Source organism: Vibrio sp. SS-MA-C1-2 (assembly GCF_021513135.1).
In the GTDB taxonomy this organism is placed as follows: domain Bacteria; phylum Pseudomonadota; class Gammaproteobacteria; order Enterobacterales; family Vibrionaceae.
Genome location: NZ_CP090981.1, coordinates 701534 through 719286, shown reverse-complemented (window position 1 = coordinate 719286; position 17753 = coordinate 701534). Strand labels below are relative to the sequence as shown.

The following is a 17753-nucleotide window of genomic DNA, read 5'->3' as shown; positions in this document are numbered from 1 at the left end:
ACCACTTGCTTTATATTCAACACCTAGCTAAATCAGCTGGGTGTTTTTCTATTCTCTATTCTCTATTCTCTATTCTCTATTCTCTATTCTCTATTCTCTATTCTCTATTCTCTATTCTCTATTCTCTATTCTCTATTCTCTATTCTCTATTCTCTATTCTCTATTCTCTATTCTCTATTCTCTATTCTCTAGAACAAGAAAACATAATTAATAATAAGAGCAAATTAATCATGTAACTACATGTAAGTATGGATTATTTATTAAGACATGCAATTGAGTGAGTCGCCAATATATGGTGCTATCTATGACTTGAAGTTCTGTTATCTAAATTTAAGGATTTATAACAATGGAAAGTTTGATATTTGGTAGCGTAGTGATTGGTGTCATTATTGGATCTGTTGTCGGGGCAGTTATTGGTGGTGTTGTTGGGGGGGTGGTTGGTGATACACAAGAAAACCCAGTTGCAGGAGGTGTTGTCGGCGGTGTTGTCGGCGGTGTTGTCGGGGCGCTAACAGGGGCGATTGTTGGTGGTGTTATTGGTTCAACAACCTCAGAGACAACCACTCTAATTATCCAACAGGCACTCCTTATCAGTTAATTCTCAGTCGTTAAGGCTTAGCCATTAAGTATTAGGCAATAAATGAAGAGCCAGTTAATTCATGATGAGTATCAACAATCGACTTAAATTACTTGAAGTTGCAGGTAATATCGCTACAGCTTCAAGTCGTCAATCATCAAACGATGTTTATTCATTAAGCCTTAACACTCGGGACCAATTGATTCCACCATCACCCATCGCAATAAAATTCGGATTCTCTAATGACTCGCGTCGATTATAACTTAAAGGTTCTAGCTCTGTAGATCGTAGGGTTCCCCCTGCTAACTCCAAAATACATTGAGTGGCTGCGGTATCCCATTCTCCCGTTGGTCCTAATCGAATATAAGCATCAACCGCACCTTCTGCTACATAACAGGCTTTCAATGCCGCAGAACCTAACGGTGTACAACGATATTGGTACTCAGTAGAGAGCTTATTGAGGAGAATATTGACATTTTGTCGGCGACTTATCCCCAACCGAATAGCTTTGGGATCATCATGATCTTTAGCGATCGAAATCGTTTCTGGATCATTGTTTCCTTGTTTTTTCCATACCCCAACATCATTGGCACCATAATAGACTAAGTCCAGCATTGGCGCATAAACAACGCCCATAACAGGTTTATTATCTTCAACCAATGCGACAACTGAAGCGAAGTCACCACTTTTAGCAATAAATTCTTGGGTTCCATCAAGAGGGTCCACCAGCCAGTAACGATGCCATTGTGCTCGTTCTGAAAAAGAGATGCTGGTATCTTCTTCTGATAAGATTGGGATATCTGGGGTAAGTTGTTGGAGTTGCTCTAACATCAATTGATGGGCTGCAATATCTGCACTGGTTACTGGTGTTTGATCCTGCTTTATTTGATGTTGATATTGGTCTTTTTGGTAAATGTCCGCAATAAGGTCACCCGCGGCTTTGGCGATATTAATCACATCAGGTAATAGTTTTCCAAGATCCATCGTGATTCTCCACTCAATTCTGTTTTAGACTAAATAGTTAAATTAAGTCATTAGGTTAAATTCAAATGCAATACTGTCATCATTAATGCAGTAATTGAACGCGCTTCATTAAACTCATCTAACTCTAAAAGTGATTTCCAATCTTTGAGAGGCCAATGGAGGATCTCTAGCGGTTCGGGTTCGTCTCCCACCGCTTCACAAGGATAAAGATCTTGCGCTAAAAAGAGCGTCATCTCACTAGAAAAATAGGAAGGGGCTAAAATCACTTTCTTTAATGGCAACAGTTGGTTTGCACTAAAGCCAATTTCTTCGGCTAACTCTCGGTTCGCTGCTTGTTCTGGCTCTTCACCAAGATCAATCAATCCTTTTGGAAACCCTAAAGCATAGCTTTCTGTCCCTGCTGCATATTCCCGAATTAACATTAATCTTCCATCATCAGTGACGGGAACAGACATGACAGCATGACGATGACTAGGTTTCATCCTTTCATATGTCCGTTCTTCACCATTACTAAAACGGAGATCAAGAGATTCAATAGTAAAAAGTTGTGAGGACGCCGCCACTCTTTTACTTAAAATGTCCGGTGGGGAATGTTTTTTCAACTCGCTCTCCTATTTACAGTTACTGCTCAATACCTTGAGTAATCGCGCTGAACTTTTACTCTACTGATTTAATTCTAGCTGGGTTTATAAGATAGTTTTAACTATACCTAAAATAATTGGCGTTGCTAGTAGACGGCAAGTGAGTGAGGCCCCATGAATATAGGTTTTCTATATGATTGGGGCGAACGAAGACAGCCAACAACCTAGCGACTTCAAGTATGAAGGGTATAAATCATCTCAATAGTAACTATAATCGCCCTTGATACTTCAGACGATAACGCCCTTTTGAATCTGGTTGGCCTAGCCACTTCAATTGAGATCGTAATGAACTGGCGAGTCCACCTTTTGGCTCTAACCAACCCGATAACTGGTAACCCATTTTCGGTGAAAGAGACAGTGAAAGTTCACTGGCTACCGCTTTTGATACTTGAGTTGTCTCAAGAGTAACACTACTATTTTGACAACCAAGTTCTCCTTGAACCGTATCCAATGGAAGTTCACCTAACGGAGTCGCAACACTACCCTGCTGCCATGATAGTCCACCCTTTAAGGTTGAACATAACGGTTTACTCATCTGCCATTGATTGATCACTCCATCAACCCGACCAGTAACTGAAACAGGAAGCGGCATTGGCGATAAACCAATCAATGAACTTGCAGGAAGAGAAAACAGTAAATTTTCAACAGTGAGCTGTTGTTGGTAATTAACCGCAATTTTACCTCGTCCATCTAAGCCTAATGAACTACCACGACCAAAACGAACATCTGCTTCAACATTACCGGTTAGTAATGAAGTAAAAGAGAGCTGCCAGTCTAATTGACCAAGAGATATTGAGCCTTGTGGCACACCTTGAATCATTAATCGTTTAACCGATCCTTGCCATAATGTGCCAGAGACCTCTTGTAGTCTTACGGTATGAGGTAAGGGAAGTTGTTTAATTACCCACTGAGCAGGAAGATGAACCACCAAACTAATGATAAAACTTAAAAGAACCACAATAATAATCAGCCAGCGACACTTTTTCATTATCCTCTCCCTAGCTGTAACCGTTTAACTTCAACCATACCAGAGACTTCTGAACGATCAAGATCGATAAAGTTCACCGAAATTCCTTGTTGTTGCAGGTTATCTAACCACTGTAATAATTGATTAAATGGAGCGGGTTTTACCCACACATCGAGTTTATCTCCGCGAGGTTGTAATCTCACCAATTCCAGTTTATAACGACCAAGACTTTGAGTCACAATGCTATTAAATGAGCCGGTTGATTTAACCGTGCCTTTTTTAACGCCACCCAAATTGATAATCTTTTGCACCTGTTGTTCGGTCCAAGAGTAAAGTTGTTTCTCTGACTGAACTCGAGATTGCGCCAACTGCTCTCGTTGTTGCAATGGCTGTAATACTCCCCAGTAGAGAGTCGCAATAGAGAGGGCAACTGCTGCAATGATAACAAGACGTTTCTCTCGTAAAGAGAGTGCTAACCACCACTGTTTCATTCTACTCTCCTCCATTGGTTAAAATAAAAGTACCGACAACTAAGCCTTCATTATTACGATTTAACTGCCCTAAATTAACGGAACTAATCTCACTCAGCTCAGATTTTAATTTCTCAAAACGTTGGAAATTATCCGCTTGCATTAATACTCTTAACTCAGCTCTGTTGTCATCCCATTTCAGGTTTTGGATCTGGAACTGTGGATTCTTTTGCAACACGGGTTGAAGTCGATCTAACTCAGCCAATAATCCAGAGCTCTTTGAGCCGCCATCTAATTTCGCTAATTCACCTTTTAACTGAGATCGTAAGTAACTCGCGGTTGGAATTCGTTTTTTATTGGGTAGAACTTGATGAAATAGGGCTTCACTTTGCTGACGATAACTTGCAGCCTGGGCTTCTAATTCATTAAGGGTCAGTAATCGATCCCCAGCCATAACCGCAAAAAGAACGCCCAATGCAATTAATGCTTTGCGCCAAGGTTTAAAATGAGTGCGCCACTCGCTTTGAGGTTTATAACGTCCAGTTAAAAGATTTAAACCATGATTTTTCAGTGACGATCCTGCCAATGATTGTGCAAGTATAGCCATCGGTAATTCAGCAGGCTGTTCTCGACACTCGATACTATCAAATTCGGCCACTTGCTCTGTTAACTGTGAACTAAAACTATGAATTAACCATGGCTTCGCGGATTGATCATCATCTAGCGCTTGATCAACATCCGTTGCGAGTTGTGTTTCAGAACTAGGTTTTAGCTTATTTGTTAGCTGTTCAGCTAATTCACTTGATAGCCATGAGCCTAACCAACTCCCCTCAACTGAAGCACCAATAAATGTTGAACGACGAATTAACCACTGTTCATCCATTAGTAATGCACTACTCTGCCCATCAATAAGAGGCAGAGCTAAACAGTCAGGAATCATAGCACTTGGCGTAATATCAACGGCATTCAACTCTTCTAACCAGCGCTCCATCAACTTATTGGCAACAATTGCAACCTCGACTCTATCACCTTGACGTTGTAATACAGAGAAATGAAGATCATCCACATCCTGAGCTAAATCTTCTTCCATCAAATAAGGCAGGACTTGATTGATCTGACGAGCGGTTCCTTCAGGTAATGCTACTTCAGTTAACAATAAATCGCTCGCTGGAGCTAAAATATAAACAGCTCGACTTTGGGCATAAGGGGTTAATAATGATAATTCATCAGAATTACTCAACTCGCCAGATGCAATAACCTCTTGCTGATCGGTAGACCATACAATCCATTGAATCTTCTCTTCTGATCGACTATTCAGTCTTATGGTGAGAAACTCGCTCACTCAATCCTCCATATAGGCGACGAATCACCGTCACCTTATTATTATCATCTCGCACAAATAACGATGCGACACGCAGATTTATTCTATCCACCGTTACCACACCTTCTAATTGAAAGTAGTGACTATCAACGGCTAAATACTCTTTAATTTTATTTGTTGTCTCGTCATTAAGGCCAGAAATCGCAGGTTCAGCTAAAAACGCTTCAACCGTATCCCAGCCATCAAAAGGTCGATCTTCAATGACACGTTTGGCATCATCTAAACTTAATGCCGGTGAAAATAGCGCACTTAATAGGACTGCATTGTCTGCCGTGATCGTATTCACATTAAGAATGAAATCCGACGAAGGCAGAGCGCATAAATATGGACGTAATAAGAAATAGTTTGGCGCATTTATACCATTAATGGATCGAAATTCACTGACATCAGCAACCCAACTATTACTCGGTAGATAGGGAGGGTTCTTACTCTGATACTCACTATCTTCTGCACCATAGCTCGATTGCGTTTCACTATCGCTATCGATAAAATCACGAGCAGACTCCGCTATCACTTCCGCTTGGTAACTTTCAATTCCGCTCTCTTCAGCGAGATTTTTTAAGTACTCAACCAGAAAGGGGGTTGTTCCATCATCGCCATTATTGCCTGCCGCAGACAAACTGTTTAGATTAAAACAGCTCGACATATCAAAAATTTGTCCTTCCGCTTGACCACGATCAAGAGGGAATATTTGGTTTTCAGTCGCCCATGCTTGATTTAAATTAACGGTATCGCTGTCATCTAAACTCTGTTCGATAACCACTTTGGTTAATGCTTCAACCCCAACCCCATACCAATAAGCTTGTTGATGGTTGATGACGCCTTCAGTGCGATAAAAACCACGCCATAATCGATCAGACATTTGAACCGCTACGGTTGTCATCAATGCCACCAGTAACAAAACAATAATTAACGCAACACCGCGCTGCTTATTGAGTGGTGAGTTGGATGATGAATTAAGTGATGAATTGGATTTCAAATTAGTCATTATCCTCTCCATCACTGCTTAATGTTGGTAAGTTGGCTTCAGGTAGCAGATAGATACGAGAGATCTCACCATAATCAGAGAGTGTTAATTGAACTTCAATACCTTGAGGAAGTGCCGCGGCTTGATCCCACTTATCTTGCCATTGTCCCTCAACAAAAAAACGGAAAGAGAGTTTATCAACATCAGGAATCATTAGTTGTTCACTGGGCTCAGCACCAGAAACTGTATCAGGGTAGCGCCAACGTAAACGTTCAAGCCCTTTTTCGGTTAGTCGATAACCCACTCGAGTCACTTCACTGCGATTAAACATCTTTTGTGGATTTCGCCAACCGCCACGAATAAACATGATTCCTTGATCTAGAGAGTCTAAATAATACTCTCCAGTGACTAATACTTTATCCGAAGGTTCTTCACCATCTTGCCGATGATAACGCGCACTCATTTGACGAAAGTCTTGATCGATAACCACCATTGCTCGCTGTAATACTTCGATGCGATGAAGCTTTTGTTGAGAAATTTGATTACTCAGTTGGACATTAGCAAAGATCTGATACGCCCCTAAGCTCAACATGGTAAACACCACCATCGCCACTAATACTTCAAGCAATGTAAAGCCGCCTTGTTGTGACACTTTATGGTGACACATCCGTTGCCGGCGTAATGGTTTCAAGTGTCGCGGTGTTGATCCTTGCTGTATAGATTGAGATGAATTAGTTAGCAACATAAGACATCACCTCAGCGTCTGCAGATTTACTGGATCGATTTTTTCTTACTGAGACTTCAACGCCTTTTAAAAGAGAGTCGGTTGTATCGACATATTGCACTTGCCAATACCATTTTTGTCCGGCTAATTCAGTGCTGCCTTTTTTGCTACTTTTCGCATCACCATCAAGTAAAGTTTGTGCCATTTGATTATCAGCAACCCAAGAAGCAAAGGTTTTATCTTCTAAATAACCTAATGTATTAATATGTTGGCTGACGGCTTTCATAATCGCTAATGTAGCGGTCGCAAAGATCGCTAAAGCCACCAACACTTCAATGAGCGTAAAACCTTTACTACGTTTTACTTTACGATGATTGACTATCGAATGATTGAGATCTCGCTTCATGATTGCACCAAATTATTGCACCAAATCAGCCGAAAAAGGAGAAGAGAGAAAGAGTTGTCCTAGCTCATCACCTTTCACTGTCCACTCTTCATTGCGATTCGCACTCAGTAGATCGACAAAGCTCAACGTAAAAGGGGTCATTTCACCACTGGAAAGCAGCAATATTTGTGGGGGTTTAGGTTGTTTCTTCTTAGTTTCTGCAAATAATTCATCATCAAATAACGAATTAAAATCAAGAAAGTCATCATCTTTGCCTTGCCAACTAAAACCATCGACGGTTAAGTTCAATCGCAAGTTCTCACCCACATCGACTTTATCGATATAACGCCCTTGTTGATAAGGTTTCCACCCCTCTTCGGTCAACTGTACAAACTGATATTCACTACGATCAATTTCAATACCTAAATCAACACCATTAAGAACAGCATCGTCACTCACTAAACGAGTTAACTGATAAAATCGCTTAGCCTGCTCTGCTATCTCATCTTTATGGTTAGTGGGCAAGTTAACCACAACAGCAAATGCCATTGCAGACATGACCACCAGCACTAACATGATCTCTAGCAGAGTAAAACCTTGAGCTTGATGCTGAACTCTATTTCTCATTATTGAAAGTCTTGAATGTTCCAATTGCCGATATCAGCAGCGGTACCTTCACCACCTTCTTGACCATCAGAGCCCAATGTAAACACATCGATATTCCCTTTATCACCAGGGCTTAAATATTGATACTCATTACCCCAAGGGTCATTTGGAAGGCGCTTAATATAGCCACCATCACGGTAATTACGTGGTGCAGGTGTCCCTTGTGGTTCACTGACTAACGCTTCTAAACCTTGATCCGTTGTTGGGTAAACCGAGTTATCAAGTTTATACATGTCTAAGGTATTTTCGATGGCAACAATATCAGTAATCGCTTTCTGTTGATCGGCTTTATCTTTGTTTCCGAGTAAATTAGGTACAACTAAGCTTGCTAGTACCCCTAAAATCACAATAACAACCATGACTTCTAATAGGGTAAAGCCACCTTGCTTTTTACGTCGCTGCTGTTGCATTTTTCTCTCCAATCTAAACATTATTTTAAAGGTTAAGTGATTCAGTTTTAAATCGATTTACTTTGTTGCCAGTAAACAGAGTATCTAAAAGAAGTATGGTTCAATTCAAATCATTTAATAAGTCAGGCTCAATTAGGTGACTAAGTTATTCAATTCAATAATCGGCATTAAAGTGGCGACAACAATAAATAGAACTACTCCCGCCATCGTAACAATTAAAAGAGGCTCAAAAATACCTAGCGCCATATTCACTTGAGATTCAAAATCGCGATCTTGGTTATCAGCCGCACGAGTCAGCATGCCTTCCAATTCACCACTTCGTTCACCACTGGCGATCATATGCAGCATCATTGGAGGAAATAATTTACTCTGCTCTAATGACTGACGCAGGCTTGTCCCTTCTCGAACCCGATCTGCGGCAATTAATACCTGCTGATGGATATATTTATTGGTCATGACATCGGCGGCAACTTTCATTCCATCAAGTAATGGAATTGCACTTGAGCTACAAATTGACAGTGTTCGAGCAAAACGAGAGGTATTTAGCCCACGAATCACTGTACCAATCACAGGTAGAGCCAACAATCCACGATCCCAATTCATTCTAAAAGCCGGTCTCTTCAACATCTGTTTTAATAGAATAATGACAGTGATAATAATACCTAAGCAGAGTAATCCCCAGTTTTGAACAAAGTTACTCACCACCAATAGGATTTCGGTTGAGTTAGGTAACCCTTGTCCCATCTGAACAAACTGATTCACGATCTTAGGTACAACGGTTGCCAATAGAAAAGCAACCACAGACACCGCCACCAAAGTTAAAATGGTCGGATAGATCATCGCCTGCTGAATTTTGCCACGAATATGCTGACGCTGCTCAGTGTAATCTGCTAGTCGATCGAGTACTGTATCAAGATGACCAGAACGCTCACCCGCTGACACCATCGCACGATAAAGCTGATCAAAAACATGGCTATATTCTGCCATGCCATCCGCTAAGGTATAACCTTCAACGACTCGCGCTCTCACCCCTAACAACATATTACGAATACGAGGTTTTGAGGTCTGTTCAGCGACCGCGCGTAAACACTCTTCTAACGGCATGGATGCTTGAACTAAGGTAGATAGCTGACGAGTAATCAATGCCAGCTCAGGCGTACTGATCCCACGCTGAAATCCACCACTTTTACCTGAAGACGTTTTGCTCTTCGTTTTACCTTGAATCGCATTAACTTCTGTCGGGATCAGATCTTTTTCACGCAATAGTTGACGAACCTGACGAGCATTATCGCCCTCAAGCACCCCTTTTTTCTGCTTGCCTTTTTTATCTAATGCTTTGTATTCAAACGCTGCCATTAGACCTCCTTGGTCACTCGAAGAACCTCTTCAATTGAAGTGATCCCCTCGCGAACCTTAGCCAACCCATCATCACGAATACTTGGCGTCGTTGAGCGAATATGTTGTTCAATATCAAGCTCACTGGCTTCAGTATGAATTAGGTGTTGAACCTCATCAGTCATAACCACTAATTCATGGATACCTGTTCGCCCACGATAGCCTTTATAGTTACATTTTGGACAACCATCAGGTTTATAGAGGGTTAACTCTTGATGATCAGAAAGATTAAACAGTGCTTTATGTTCAGTGTTTGCTTGATAAGGTACTTTACATTCTTGACAAAGGCGACGCACCAAACGCTGTGCTAATACCCCTAACAATGATGAAGAGATCAAGAAAGGCTCAATCCCCATATCACGAAGACGAGTAACAGCGCCGACAGCAGTATTGGTATGCAGGGTTGAAATCACCATATGACCCGTTAATGATGCTTGAACGGCAATTTGTGCGGTTTCAAGATCTCGGATCTCACCTATCATGACCACATCGGGATCTTGACGTAAAATCGCACGAAGTCCTACCGCAAAGGTCATGTCCACTTTTGGGTTGACTTGTGTTTGACCAATCCCATCAATATCAAATTCAATAGGATCTTCGACGGTTAGGATATTCAGCTCTTTGCTATCCAGCTCTTGAAGCCCAGCGTAAAGGGTAGTGGATTTACCAGAACCCGTTGGACCGGTGACTAAGATAATGCCATGAGGACGTTTGATTAACTGCTTAAAGGTTTTATGATTTTCAGCCGTCATCCCTAGACTATGGAGATCAAGCTGAGTTTGGTTCTTATCAAGTAGACGCAATACAATCCGTTCACCATGAGATGAGGGCATGGTAGAAACACGCACATCAACCGCTCGCCCACCAATTCGTAATGAGATACGGCCATCTTGGGGAACTCGCTTCTCAGCAATATCCAATTTAGCCATAACTTTAATACGCGACACCAACAGAGAAGAGAGCTTTCGACTTGGGCTTAATACTTCACGTAACACCCCATCGACACGAAAACGGATCGATAAAGAGCTTTCAAAGGTTTCGATATGGATATCAGAAGCCCCTTCTTTAATGGCTTCACCCAGCATCGCATTAATCAATTTAATGATGGGTGCGTCATCATCAGACTCTAACAGATCTTCCGTTCCAGGAAGCTCTTCCGCTAAGGCAAAGAAGTCATCACTATCTGAGCTGATATCCTCCATTAACTGACGCGCTTCCGAAGAGTCTCGTTGATAAGCTGTCGTCAATTTCTTAGCAAACTCATCTTCCGTCAATTGCTCAATAGAAAACGGCTCACCAAGAAAGCGTCGCACTTCTTGTAGCACAACCGATTGAGTTGGTGCGCCACAAAAGAGGATCCAGTTATCATCATGTTGCTCTATCGCCACTTGAAAACGTTTAGCAAAGGCGAAAGGAAGACGAGTTAATTCTGCCATTACTGCTGTTCCTTCTGACTCTCTAAAAAGGCACGGACTTCAGCCGGAAGTTGGCGAGTCTGTCCATATTCAGGAAGTACAGGCGCTGGGGTATTCGGCATTAATGCGATACCTTCCTGTGCCTTAAATAACTGCTCGGCTCGGATATAGTTATATTTGCGTTGAGTAATACCATCAGCAGTCACCACATCACGAATAATCGTCGGCTTAATAAAGATCATTAAGTTACGCTTAGAGACTGAACTTGAGGTCGATTTAAATAGATTCCCGATCCAAGGGATATCACCCAATAATGGAATTTTTTGTACACTTTCGTTAGTCTGCTCATCAATCAAACCACCAAGTGCAATCATTTGACCATCTTGAACCAATACGTTGGTGGTTAACTGACGTAGAGCAAAACGAACATCGACGGCACCATTAGCACCAAGGACATTGGAAACCTCTTGTTCGATCTTCATCTGTACCGCATCCCCTTCGTTAATCTGAGGGGTTACTTTTAGTTTGATCCCGACATCTTTACGTTCAACGGTTTGGAATGGATTTGAGTTGTCTGAACTCGCGGTTGAACCAGTTAAAACCGGGACTTCTTCACCAACAATAAAGGAAGCTTCATCGTTATCCAGTACCGTTAAGCTTGGCGATGACAGAATATTTGAACTTGAATCACTGGCAACCGCATTGATCAACATGTTCCAATCCCCCAACACCACACCAAGCACCGCGCCATTGGCACCTGCAAGCACATTAGCAAGGTCAGTGTAGTCACCCTCTTCTGTAGTACTTGCCGTATGTGGTGTTCCATTATCATCATAGACAACAGTATCTGAGGTTGTATCTTGCGCCTGATCTAATGCCGCACCATAAGCACTGATCGGCACACCGGTATTACCAAACTGGATCACCGAACCATCTTCCATTGAGCCATACTGAACACCAAAGTTGATACCATCACCTTCAGATAGTTCAACGATCATCGCTTCAACAAGGACTTGGGCACGACGAATATCTAACTGAGCAATCACCGACTCGAGTTCACGCATCACATCAGTTGGGGCTGTAATAACCAATGCATTGGTATCGGGTTCCGCACTGATAGTCACTTTTAAGTTTTGCGCTGGGCTGCCTTTGGTGGAACCGCCTTTTTTACTTTCGACAATATTATCCGAGACACCTTGCAGTACATCGACAAGATTTTCAGCTTTGGCATATTTCAGATAGATAACTTTATTATTGCCGCGAGAGGCCATCTCTTTATCTAATTGACGGATCAATTTTTTCAGACGATGACGAACTTTAGGATCACCTGAAATAAGGACAGAATTGGTACGTTCATCGGCAACCACTTTGGGCTCTAAGAACTCAGGTCCTTTTTTCGCACCACCACTTTTATTCAATGCCGTCACAATTCGAACCATTTCTGCCGCAGAAGCATTCTCAAGCTCAACGATCTCAACAGATTTATCACCCGCACGGTCAACACGTTCAATAATTTCAGCCAGACGATTCACTACCGCAGCACGGCCTGTAATCATAATGACGTTAGCAGGATCATAGTGGACAACATTACCGGCACCGGCATTGTCATTTAATTGACGAAGGAGAGGAGAGAGTTCACGAACAGAAACATTTCTTACCGCAATGACACGAGTCACAACCGCATCACCTGGGGTATTGGTCGTATCATCAACCACAGGAATCGCAGCGGTTTTTGCATCTTTATCTTTGATAATTTTTAATACGCCATTATTCATATCAACCGCGGCGTAACCATAAACTTCTAAGACATTCAAAAAGAAGCGATAATATTGTTCATCATTAAGTAAATCATAACTGCGGACATCAATTTTGCCACGCACCGCAGGATCGACAATAATGGTCTTTTCTAAATTACGACCAACAATATTGATAAACTCTTGAATATCGGTTCCTTTAAAGCTGGCGCTATACTCATTGGCAAACACCGATGAGCACAATAAGCTACTTAACAGTGCTAACCCTCGCAAACTCTTCCACTTTTTCACAATATTGCTCCTGTTGTTGTTTTAACGCGATGAACATAATCGTTACGTTAAAACACTCTCCAAAACGATAAACTCATTGTGAATATCCTTATCACAATGAAAAATTAATATTTTCAGTCACTCTTAGTATTCAAGATAAATTAACGTTAAATATCAGTCTGACTTATAAGCCGACATAAATATCGTACCGTTGACCATCACGTTCAACGGTTAAGTTAAATTCACTCATCGTCGATAACTGTTGCCAGATTTGGCTTATCTCTTGATTATTCGTGAGATCAAAACCATTTAAGCTAACGGCTAAGTCATTGGCTTTTAATCCAACATCATCAAATAAACGACGGTCTCTACCTGGATTAACTCTGAACCCTTGAATTTTGTTATTCTTTTTCACTTGAGATAGGCGAATGTAGTTCATTAAACTACCTGGATTTTTCACTATCTCTTGCTTAATTTTGGCTAACTCTTGACTGTTTTTGTCGCCGCTACGTGTGTTTGGGCTACGGCTTGGTCTTTTTGATGTCGACTCCTCTTCTTTTACACCCGCCATCATCAAGGTTTCATCTCGGCCATTATTTTTAATAATCACTTTATTGGCATAGATGGCAACTAAAGAAGCTCGAGTTCCTTTAATCGTATCTTCAATACCATAAGTCTCCTGTTTACCTTTATGAGCAATAACAGCCAGACTAAATTTAGGGTTATTACTGGCAACAATCCCCACTAAAGAGACATTTAACTTGGTCTTCGGTGCTTGGATAACCGCTTGGGTTTTAGGTGGAGCCTTGACCGCTTTATTCACTTCACCAAACAGTGACAGTTTTTCAAGCTCAGATAAATTATAAGATTCATCTTGCAACGCACTAGAATTACGACCAGAAGCGGTAATTTTTTGAGTGGAAACAACAGCACTATCAGGTTCAACCGTGCGCCAAATCAGATCACCTAAGATCCAAGCGGCACTAGAAAGCAGTAGTGTTGTCGCAATGGCTGAGTATAAGCCGTGATTAATTCCCAGCTTTTTTAACTGGCCTCCAAGCCTAATAATTTTTTCCATCATATCTCTTATTATTTCAACTAATCGGGAATTAAATGACTTCTGTAACTAAATTTACATTATTACTAGTAATATTAGCACTTTATCCTCTTGGATAAATAATAAAGTCCCTATATATACTCAACAATTATCTTAAATAGCGATATAGCTCTAATTAAAGTTAATGGCCTAAGCCTTGAATTTATCCAATGACTCCCCCATTTAGAGGACATCATGGTTAAATTTATTCTTAACTATTTAAATAAGCGTTAATTCAACTTCCTTCTAATAGGAATCATCATGGCAAAAAAGTCTAAAAACGAGACTAAACAGAGCCAGTCAGGCATTCGACTCGATAAATGGCTCTGGGCTGCACGCTTCTATAAAACTCGCTCTATCGCACGAGAAATGGTGGATAGCGGCAAAGTACAATACAATAATCAACGATCCAAACCGAGTAAGCTTGTCGAAACTGAAGCTATCATTAGCCTTCGACAAGGTAATGAAGAACGAACAGTGGTCATTTTAGAGCTGTCCGACAGAAGACAAGGTGCACCAGAAGCGCAAAAACTCTACCAAGAGACCGAGGAAAGCATCGCTAAACGCGAAGAATATGCAAAGATGCGCAAGCTAAATACATATTATAGCCCAAGCCCGGATAAACGACCGGATAAAAAGCAACGACGCGATATCATTAAATTTAAAAATAGTAATGACTAATACTGGAGATAATCTAATGGCACAAGATAGCCTAAATCGATATTTGTTTGATAATGTATCTGTTCGTGGTGAACTAGTACAACTTAACGACACTTATCAACAAATCGTAACAAGCCAAGAATACCCGGCTCCAGTAAAAGGATTACTTGGTGAACTACTTGTTGCAACAAGCCTATTAACGGCAACCCTTAAATTTGAAGGCTCAATTACTGTACAGTTACAAGGTGATGGTCCAGTTTCTCTAGCTGTTATCAATGGTACGCATGATCAAAAGCTTCGTGGCGTTGCTCGTTGGGAAGGTGAAGTACCAACTGAAGGCAATATTCATCAGTTGATGGGTAAAGGTCACATGGTTATCACCATTACACCGAATAAAGGTGAACGTTACCAAGGTATTGTTGCTTTAGAGGGCGATGATCTAGCAACGGTACTAGAGAACTACTTTGCACAATCAGAGCAGCTAAATACCAAGCTTTGGTTCCGTCAAGATGAGACTCATGCAGCAGGTATGCTTTTGCAAGCTCTTCCTGGTGCTGATGATAATGGCGAGGCGATGGATCATCTGACTCAATTAACTTCTACGGTTAAAAATGAAGAGTTATTTGAACTACCCGCAGAAGAAGTTCTTTACCGTCTATATCATCAAGAAAACGTTCAGCTTTTCCCTGCTCAAGAAATTGAATTTAAGTGCACTTGTTCAAAAGAGAAATGTGAAGCGGCAATCATCACTTTGCCAAAAGATCAACTTGATGAGATCTTAGCTGAAGATGGTGCGATTGCAATGAACTGTGACTATTGTGGTTCAAGCTACAGTTTTGATGCTATTGATGTTGCAGCATTACAAAACAATGCTCAAAAAGGCAGTCAACAGCAGCACTAATTGAACATTGTTATTCAAAATAATCAAACCAAAAGAGTGAATTCGTTCGCTCTTTTTTTTGTCTCATTTTACTGTGATTATCTTGTACTTTTGATCACTCTCTTCTTCGAAGTTTTATCTCGATATTATCAATTAGCGTACATATTCCAACCCAAAACTGCCCGCACACTCATATCATAAAAATTCACAAAATTAACACTTCTTTTTCAACTAAAATAATAAAAACATGATGGATATCCCTTTATTTATTCCACTTCATTGCTAGGATGGATTCATTGGTTCAAAAGTGAACATTTATCGCTTTAAAAATATACATTTTGTTGCTTAGGAGTTGTTATGAGTGTTATGGAAATGAAAACAGAAAAAACAGCAAAGTTAGACCTATCTCGTTATGGCATTGAAGGTGTAAAGGAAGTTCTTCATAACCCATCATATGATACATTATTTGAAGAAGAGACCCGTGCTGACTTAGAAGGTTATGAACGCGGTATCGTCACTGAACTCGGTGCTATATCCGTAGACACAGGAATTTTCACTGGTCGCTCACCAAAAGATAAATTTATTGTTGATGATGCAACGACTCATGACACCATGTGGTGGACGGGTGATGTAAAAAATGATAATAAACCTCTATCTCAAGCCGCTTGGAATGATTTAAAAGAGTTAGTTACTCATCAACTTTCAGCGAAACGTCTCTTCGTTTTAGACTGTTTCTGTGGTGCCAATCCAGAAACTCGTCTCCGTATTCGTTTTATTACTGAAGTCGCATGGCAATGTCACTTCGTGAAGAATATGTTTATTCGTCCTACCGAAGAAGAACTCGCAACATTTGAACCTGATTTTGTGGTGATGAATGGCGCTAAATGCACGAACCAGAAATGGGAAGAGCATAACATGAACTCAGAGAACTTCACGGTATTCAACCTTACTGAGAAAATACAGCTTATTGGTGGTACTTGGTATGGCGGTGAGATGAAGAAAGGAATGTTCGCCATGATGAACTATTTCCTTCCTCTACAAGATATTGCATCAATGCATTGTTCAGCCAATATGGGTAAAGAAGGCGATGTCGCTATCTTCTTTGGTCTATCCGGTACAGGAAAAACAACCTTATCTACCGATCCAAAACGTGCGTTAATCGGTGATGATGAGCATGGTTGGGATGATGATGGTGTCTTCAACTATGAAGGCGGTTGTTATGCGAAAACCATTAACTTATCAAAAGAAGCAGAACCCGATATCTACAATGCAATTCGTCGTGATGCGCTTTTAGAGAATGTAACAGTTCGCTCTGATGGCTCAATTGATTTTGATGATGGCTCAAAAACAGAGAACACTCGAGTCTCTTATCCGATTAATCATATCGATAATATCGTTAAGCCCGTATCAAAAGGCGGCCATGCACAGAAAGTGATCTTCCTTTCAGCGGATGCGTTTGGTGTACTACCTCCGGTCTCTAAATTGACACCAGAGCAGACAAAGTATCACTTCTTATCTGGCTTTACTGCTAAATTAGCAGGTACTGAACGTGGAATTACAGAACCAACACCAACCTTCTCTGCATGTTTCGGTGCTGCATTCTTAACACTACATCCAACTAAATATGCTGAAGTATTAGTAAAACGTATGGAAGCAGCGGGGGCGGAAGCTTATTTAGTCAATACTGGCTGGAATGGTTCGGGTAAGCGTATCTCAATTCAAGATACTCGTGGTATTATTGATGCAATTTTAGATGGTTCAATTGAACAAGCTGAAATGAAAGATATTCCAATCTTTAATCTTCAAGTCCCAACTAAGTTGCCAAATGTTGACCCTGAAATTTTAGATCCTCGTGATACTTATGTCGACCCACTACAATGGGAAAGCAAAGCGGAAGATCTTGCAGAACGCTTTATCAATAACTTTGCTAAGTATACTGATAACGCTGAAGGTCAATCATTGGTTTCAGCAGGTCCTCAGATCACCAAGTAATAGATGATAATCTGATGATAAGGTGGCAAATTAAGTAAATAACAACCCAACATTGACCATCACTCATAAGCTCTTAATTTTTTGGTGTATCCTTAAAATTAAGGGCTTTTTTCTATTAT

General features: G+C 40.9%; 19 protein-coding genes. 5 read left to right on the top strand and 14 right to left on the bottom strand.

The features are described 5' to 3' along the window. Window positions 1-5: 5 nt before the first annotated feature. Together L0B53_RS07885 and L0B53_RS07880 are read left to right on the top strand one after the other, a co-directional pair. Complete coding sequence (locus tag L0B53_RS07885; RefSeq protein WP_235061570.1) at window positions 6-236, top strand: hypothetical protein; 231 nt, start codon at window positions 6-8, stop codon at window positions 234-236. 110 nt (window positions 237-346) lie between these two features. Then, entirely contained in the window at window positions 347-598 is a 252-nt protein-coding gene (locus L0B53_RS07880) for a hypothetical protein (protein ID WP_235061569.1), read from the top strand. Between the two features lie 147 nt (window positions 599-745). Here L0B53_RS07880 and cysQ read toward each other — a convergent pair whose 3' ends face one another. The 14 genes from cysQ to gspC all read right to left on the bottom strand — a co-directional run bounded on the left by cysQ (window position 746) and on the right by gspC (window position 14084). Then, window positions 746-1561 (bottom strand): 3'(2'),5'-bisphosphate nucleotidase CysQ, encoded by an 816-nt coding sequence (gene cysQ, locus L0B53_RS07875; RefSeq protein ID WP_235061568.1) that lies wholly within the window; start codon window positions 1559-1561, stop codon window positions 746-748. Between the two features lie 50 nt (window positions 1562-1611). Then, a complete protein-coding gene (gene nudE, locus L0B53_RS07870; RefSeq protein ID WP_235061567.1) occupies window positions 1612-2163 on the bottom strand; it encodes an ADP compounds hydrolase NudE in 552 nt (183 codons plus the stop codon). 247 nt (window positions 2164-2410) lie between these two features. After that, window positions 2411-3190 carry a type II secretion system protein N gene (locus L0B53_RS07865; RefSeq protein ID WP_235061566.1) on the bottom strand — a complete coding sequence of 260 codons (780 nt, stop codon included), beginning with the start codon at window positions 3188-3190 and terminating at the stop codon, window positions 2411-2413. Further along, entirely contained in the window at window positions 3190-3660 is a 471-nt protein-coding gene (gene gspM, locus L0B53_RS07860) for a type II secretion system protein GspM (protein ID WP_235061565.1), read from the bottom strand. The genes L0B53_RS07865 and gspM overlap by 1 nt, the downstream gene beginning before the upstream one ends. Window position 3661: 1 nt before the next feature. After that, window positions 3662-4981 (bottom strand): type II secretion system protein GspL, encoded by a 1320-nt coding sequence (gspL, locus tag L0B53_RS07855; RefSeq protein ID WP_235061564.1) that lies wholly within the window; start codon window positions 4979-4981, stop codon window positions 3662-3664. Then, entirely contained in the window at window positions 4950-6008 is a 1059-nt protein-coding gene (gene gspK / locus L0B53_RS07850; RefSeq protein ID WP_235061563.1) for a type II secretion system minor pseudopilin GspK, read from the bottom strand. The genes gspL and gspK overlap by 32 nt, the downstream gene beginning before the upstream one ends. Next, the gene (gspJ, locus tag L0B53_RS07845; protein ID WP_409202824.1) at window positions 6001-6732 is read right to left on the bottom strand and encodes a type II secretion system minor pseudopilin GspJ; all 732 of its coding nucleotides are present in this window, start codon (window positions 6730-6732) and stop codon (window positions 6001-6003) included. The genes gspK and gspJ overlap by 8 nt, the downstream gene beginning before the upstream one ends. Further along, window positions 6719-7117: a type II secretion system minor pseudopilin GspI gene (gspI, locus tag L0B53_RS07840; RefSeq protein ID WP_235061562.1), complete on the bottom strand. Its 399-nt coding sequence runs from the start codon at window positions 7115-7117 to the stop codon at window positions 6719-6721. The genes gspJ and gspI overlap by 14 nt, the downstream gene beginning before the upstream one ends. Before the next feature lie 12 nt (window positions 7118-7129). Further along, window positions 7130-7723: a type II secretion system minor pseudopilin GspH gene (gene gspH, locus L0B53_RS07835; protein WP_235061561.1), complete on the bottom strand. Its 594-nt coding sequence runs from the start codon at window positions 7721-7723 to the stop codon at window positions 7130-7132. Further along, the gene (gene gspG, locus L0B53_RS07830) at window positions 7723-8172 is read right to left on the bottom strand and encodes a type II secretion system major pseudopilin GspG (RefSeq protein ID WP_235061560.1); all 450 of its coding nucleotides are present in this window, start codon (window positions 8170-8172) and stop codon (window positions 7723-7725) included. Before gspG ends, gspH begins: the two co-directional genes overlap by 1 nt. A 132-nt stretch (window positions 8173-8304) precedes the next feature. Continuing rightward, a complete protein-coding gene (gene gspF / locus L0B53_RS07825) occupies window positions 8305-9528 on the bottom strand; it encodes a type II secretion system inner membrane protein GspF (protein WP_235061559.1) in 1224 nt (407 codons plus the stop codon). Beyond that, window positions 9528-11003 carry a type II secretion system ATPase GspE gene (gene gspE, locus L0B53_RS07820; RefSeq protein WP_235061558.1) on the bottom strand — a complete coding sequence of 492 codons (1476 nt, stop codon included), beginning with the start codon at window positions 11001-11003 and terminating at the stop codon, window positions 9528-9530. The genes gspF and gspE overlap by 1 nt, the downstream gene beginning before the upstream one ends. Then, window positions 11003-13027 carry a type II secretion system secretin GspD gene (gene gspD, locus L0B53_RS07815; protein ID WP_409202823.1) on the bottom strand — a complete coding sequence of 675 codons (2025 nt, stop codon included), beginning with the start codon at window positions 13025-13027 and terminating at the stop codon, window positions 11003-11005. Before gspD ends, gspE begins: the two co-directional genes overlap by 1 nt. A 163-nt stretch (window positions 13028-13190) precedes the next feature. After that, complete coding sequence (gene gspC / locus L0B53_RS07810) at window positions 13191-14084, bottom strand: type II secretion system protein GspC (RefSeq protein ID WP_235061557.1); 894 nt, start codon at window positions 14082-14084, stop codon at window positions 13191-13193. 279 nt (window positions 14085-14363) lie between these two features. Here gspC and hslR point away from each other — a divergent pair, with 279 nt between their 5' ends. The 3 genes from hslR to pckA all read left to right on the top strand — a co-directional run bounded on the left by hslR (window position 14364) and on the right by pckA (window position 17634). Beyond that, entirely contained in the window at window positions 14364-14783 is a 420-nt protein-coding gene (hslR, locus tag L0B53_RS07805; RefSeq protein ID WP_235061556.1) for a ribosome-associated heat shock protein Hsp15, read from the top strand. 16 nt (window positions 14784-14799) lie between these two features. Further along, complete coding sequence (gene hslO / locus L0B53_RS07800) at window positions 14800-15663, top strand: Hsp33 family molecular chaperone HslO (protein WP_235061555.1); 864 nt, start codon at window positions 14800-14802, stop codon at window positions 15661-15663. A gap of 336 nt (window positions 15664-15999) precedes the next feature. Next, window positions 16000-17634: a phosphoenolpyruvate carboxykinase (ATP) gene (gene pckA / locus L0B53_RS07795; protein ID WP_235061554.1), complete on the top strand. Its 1635-nt coding sequence runs from the start codon at window positions 16000-16002 to the stop codon at window positions 17632-17634. The last annotated feature ends 119 nt before the right edge of the window (window positions 17635-17753 follow it).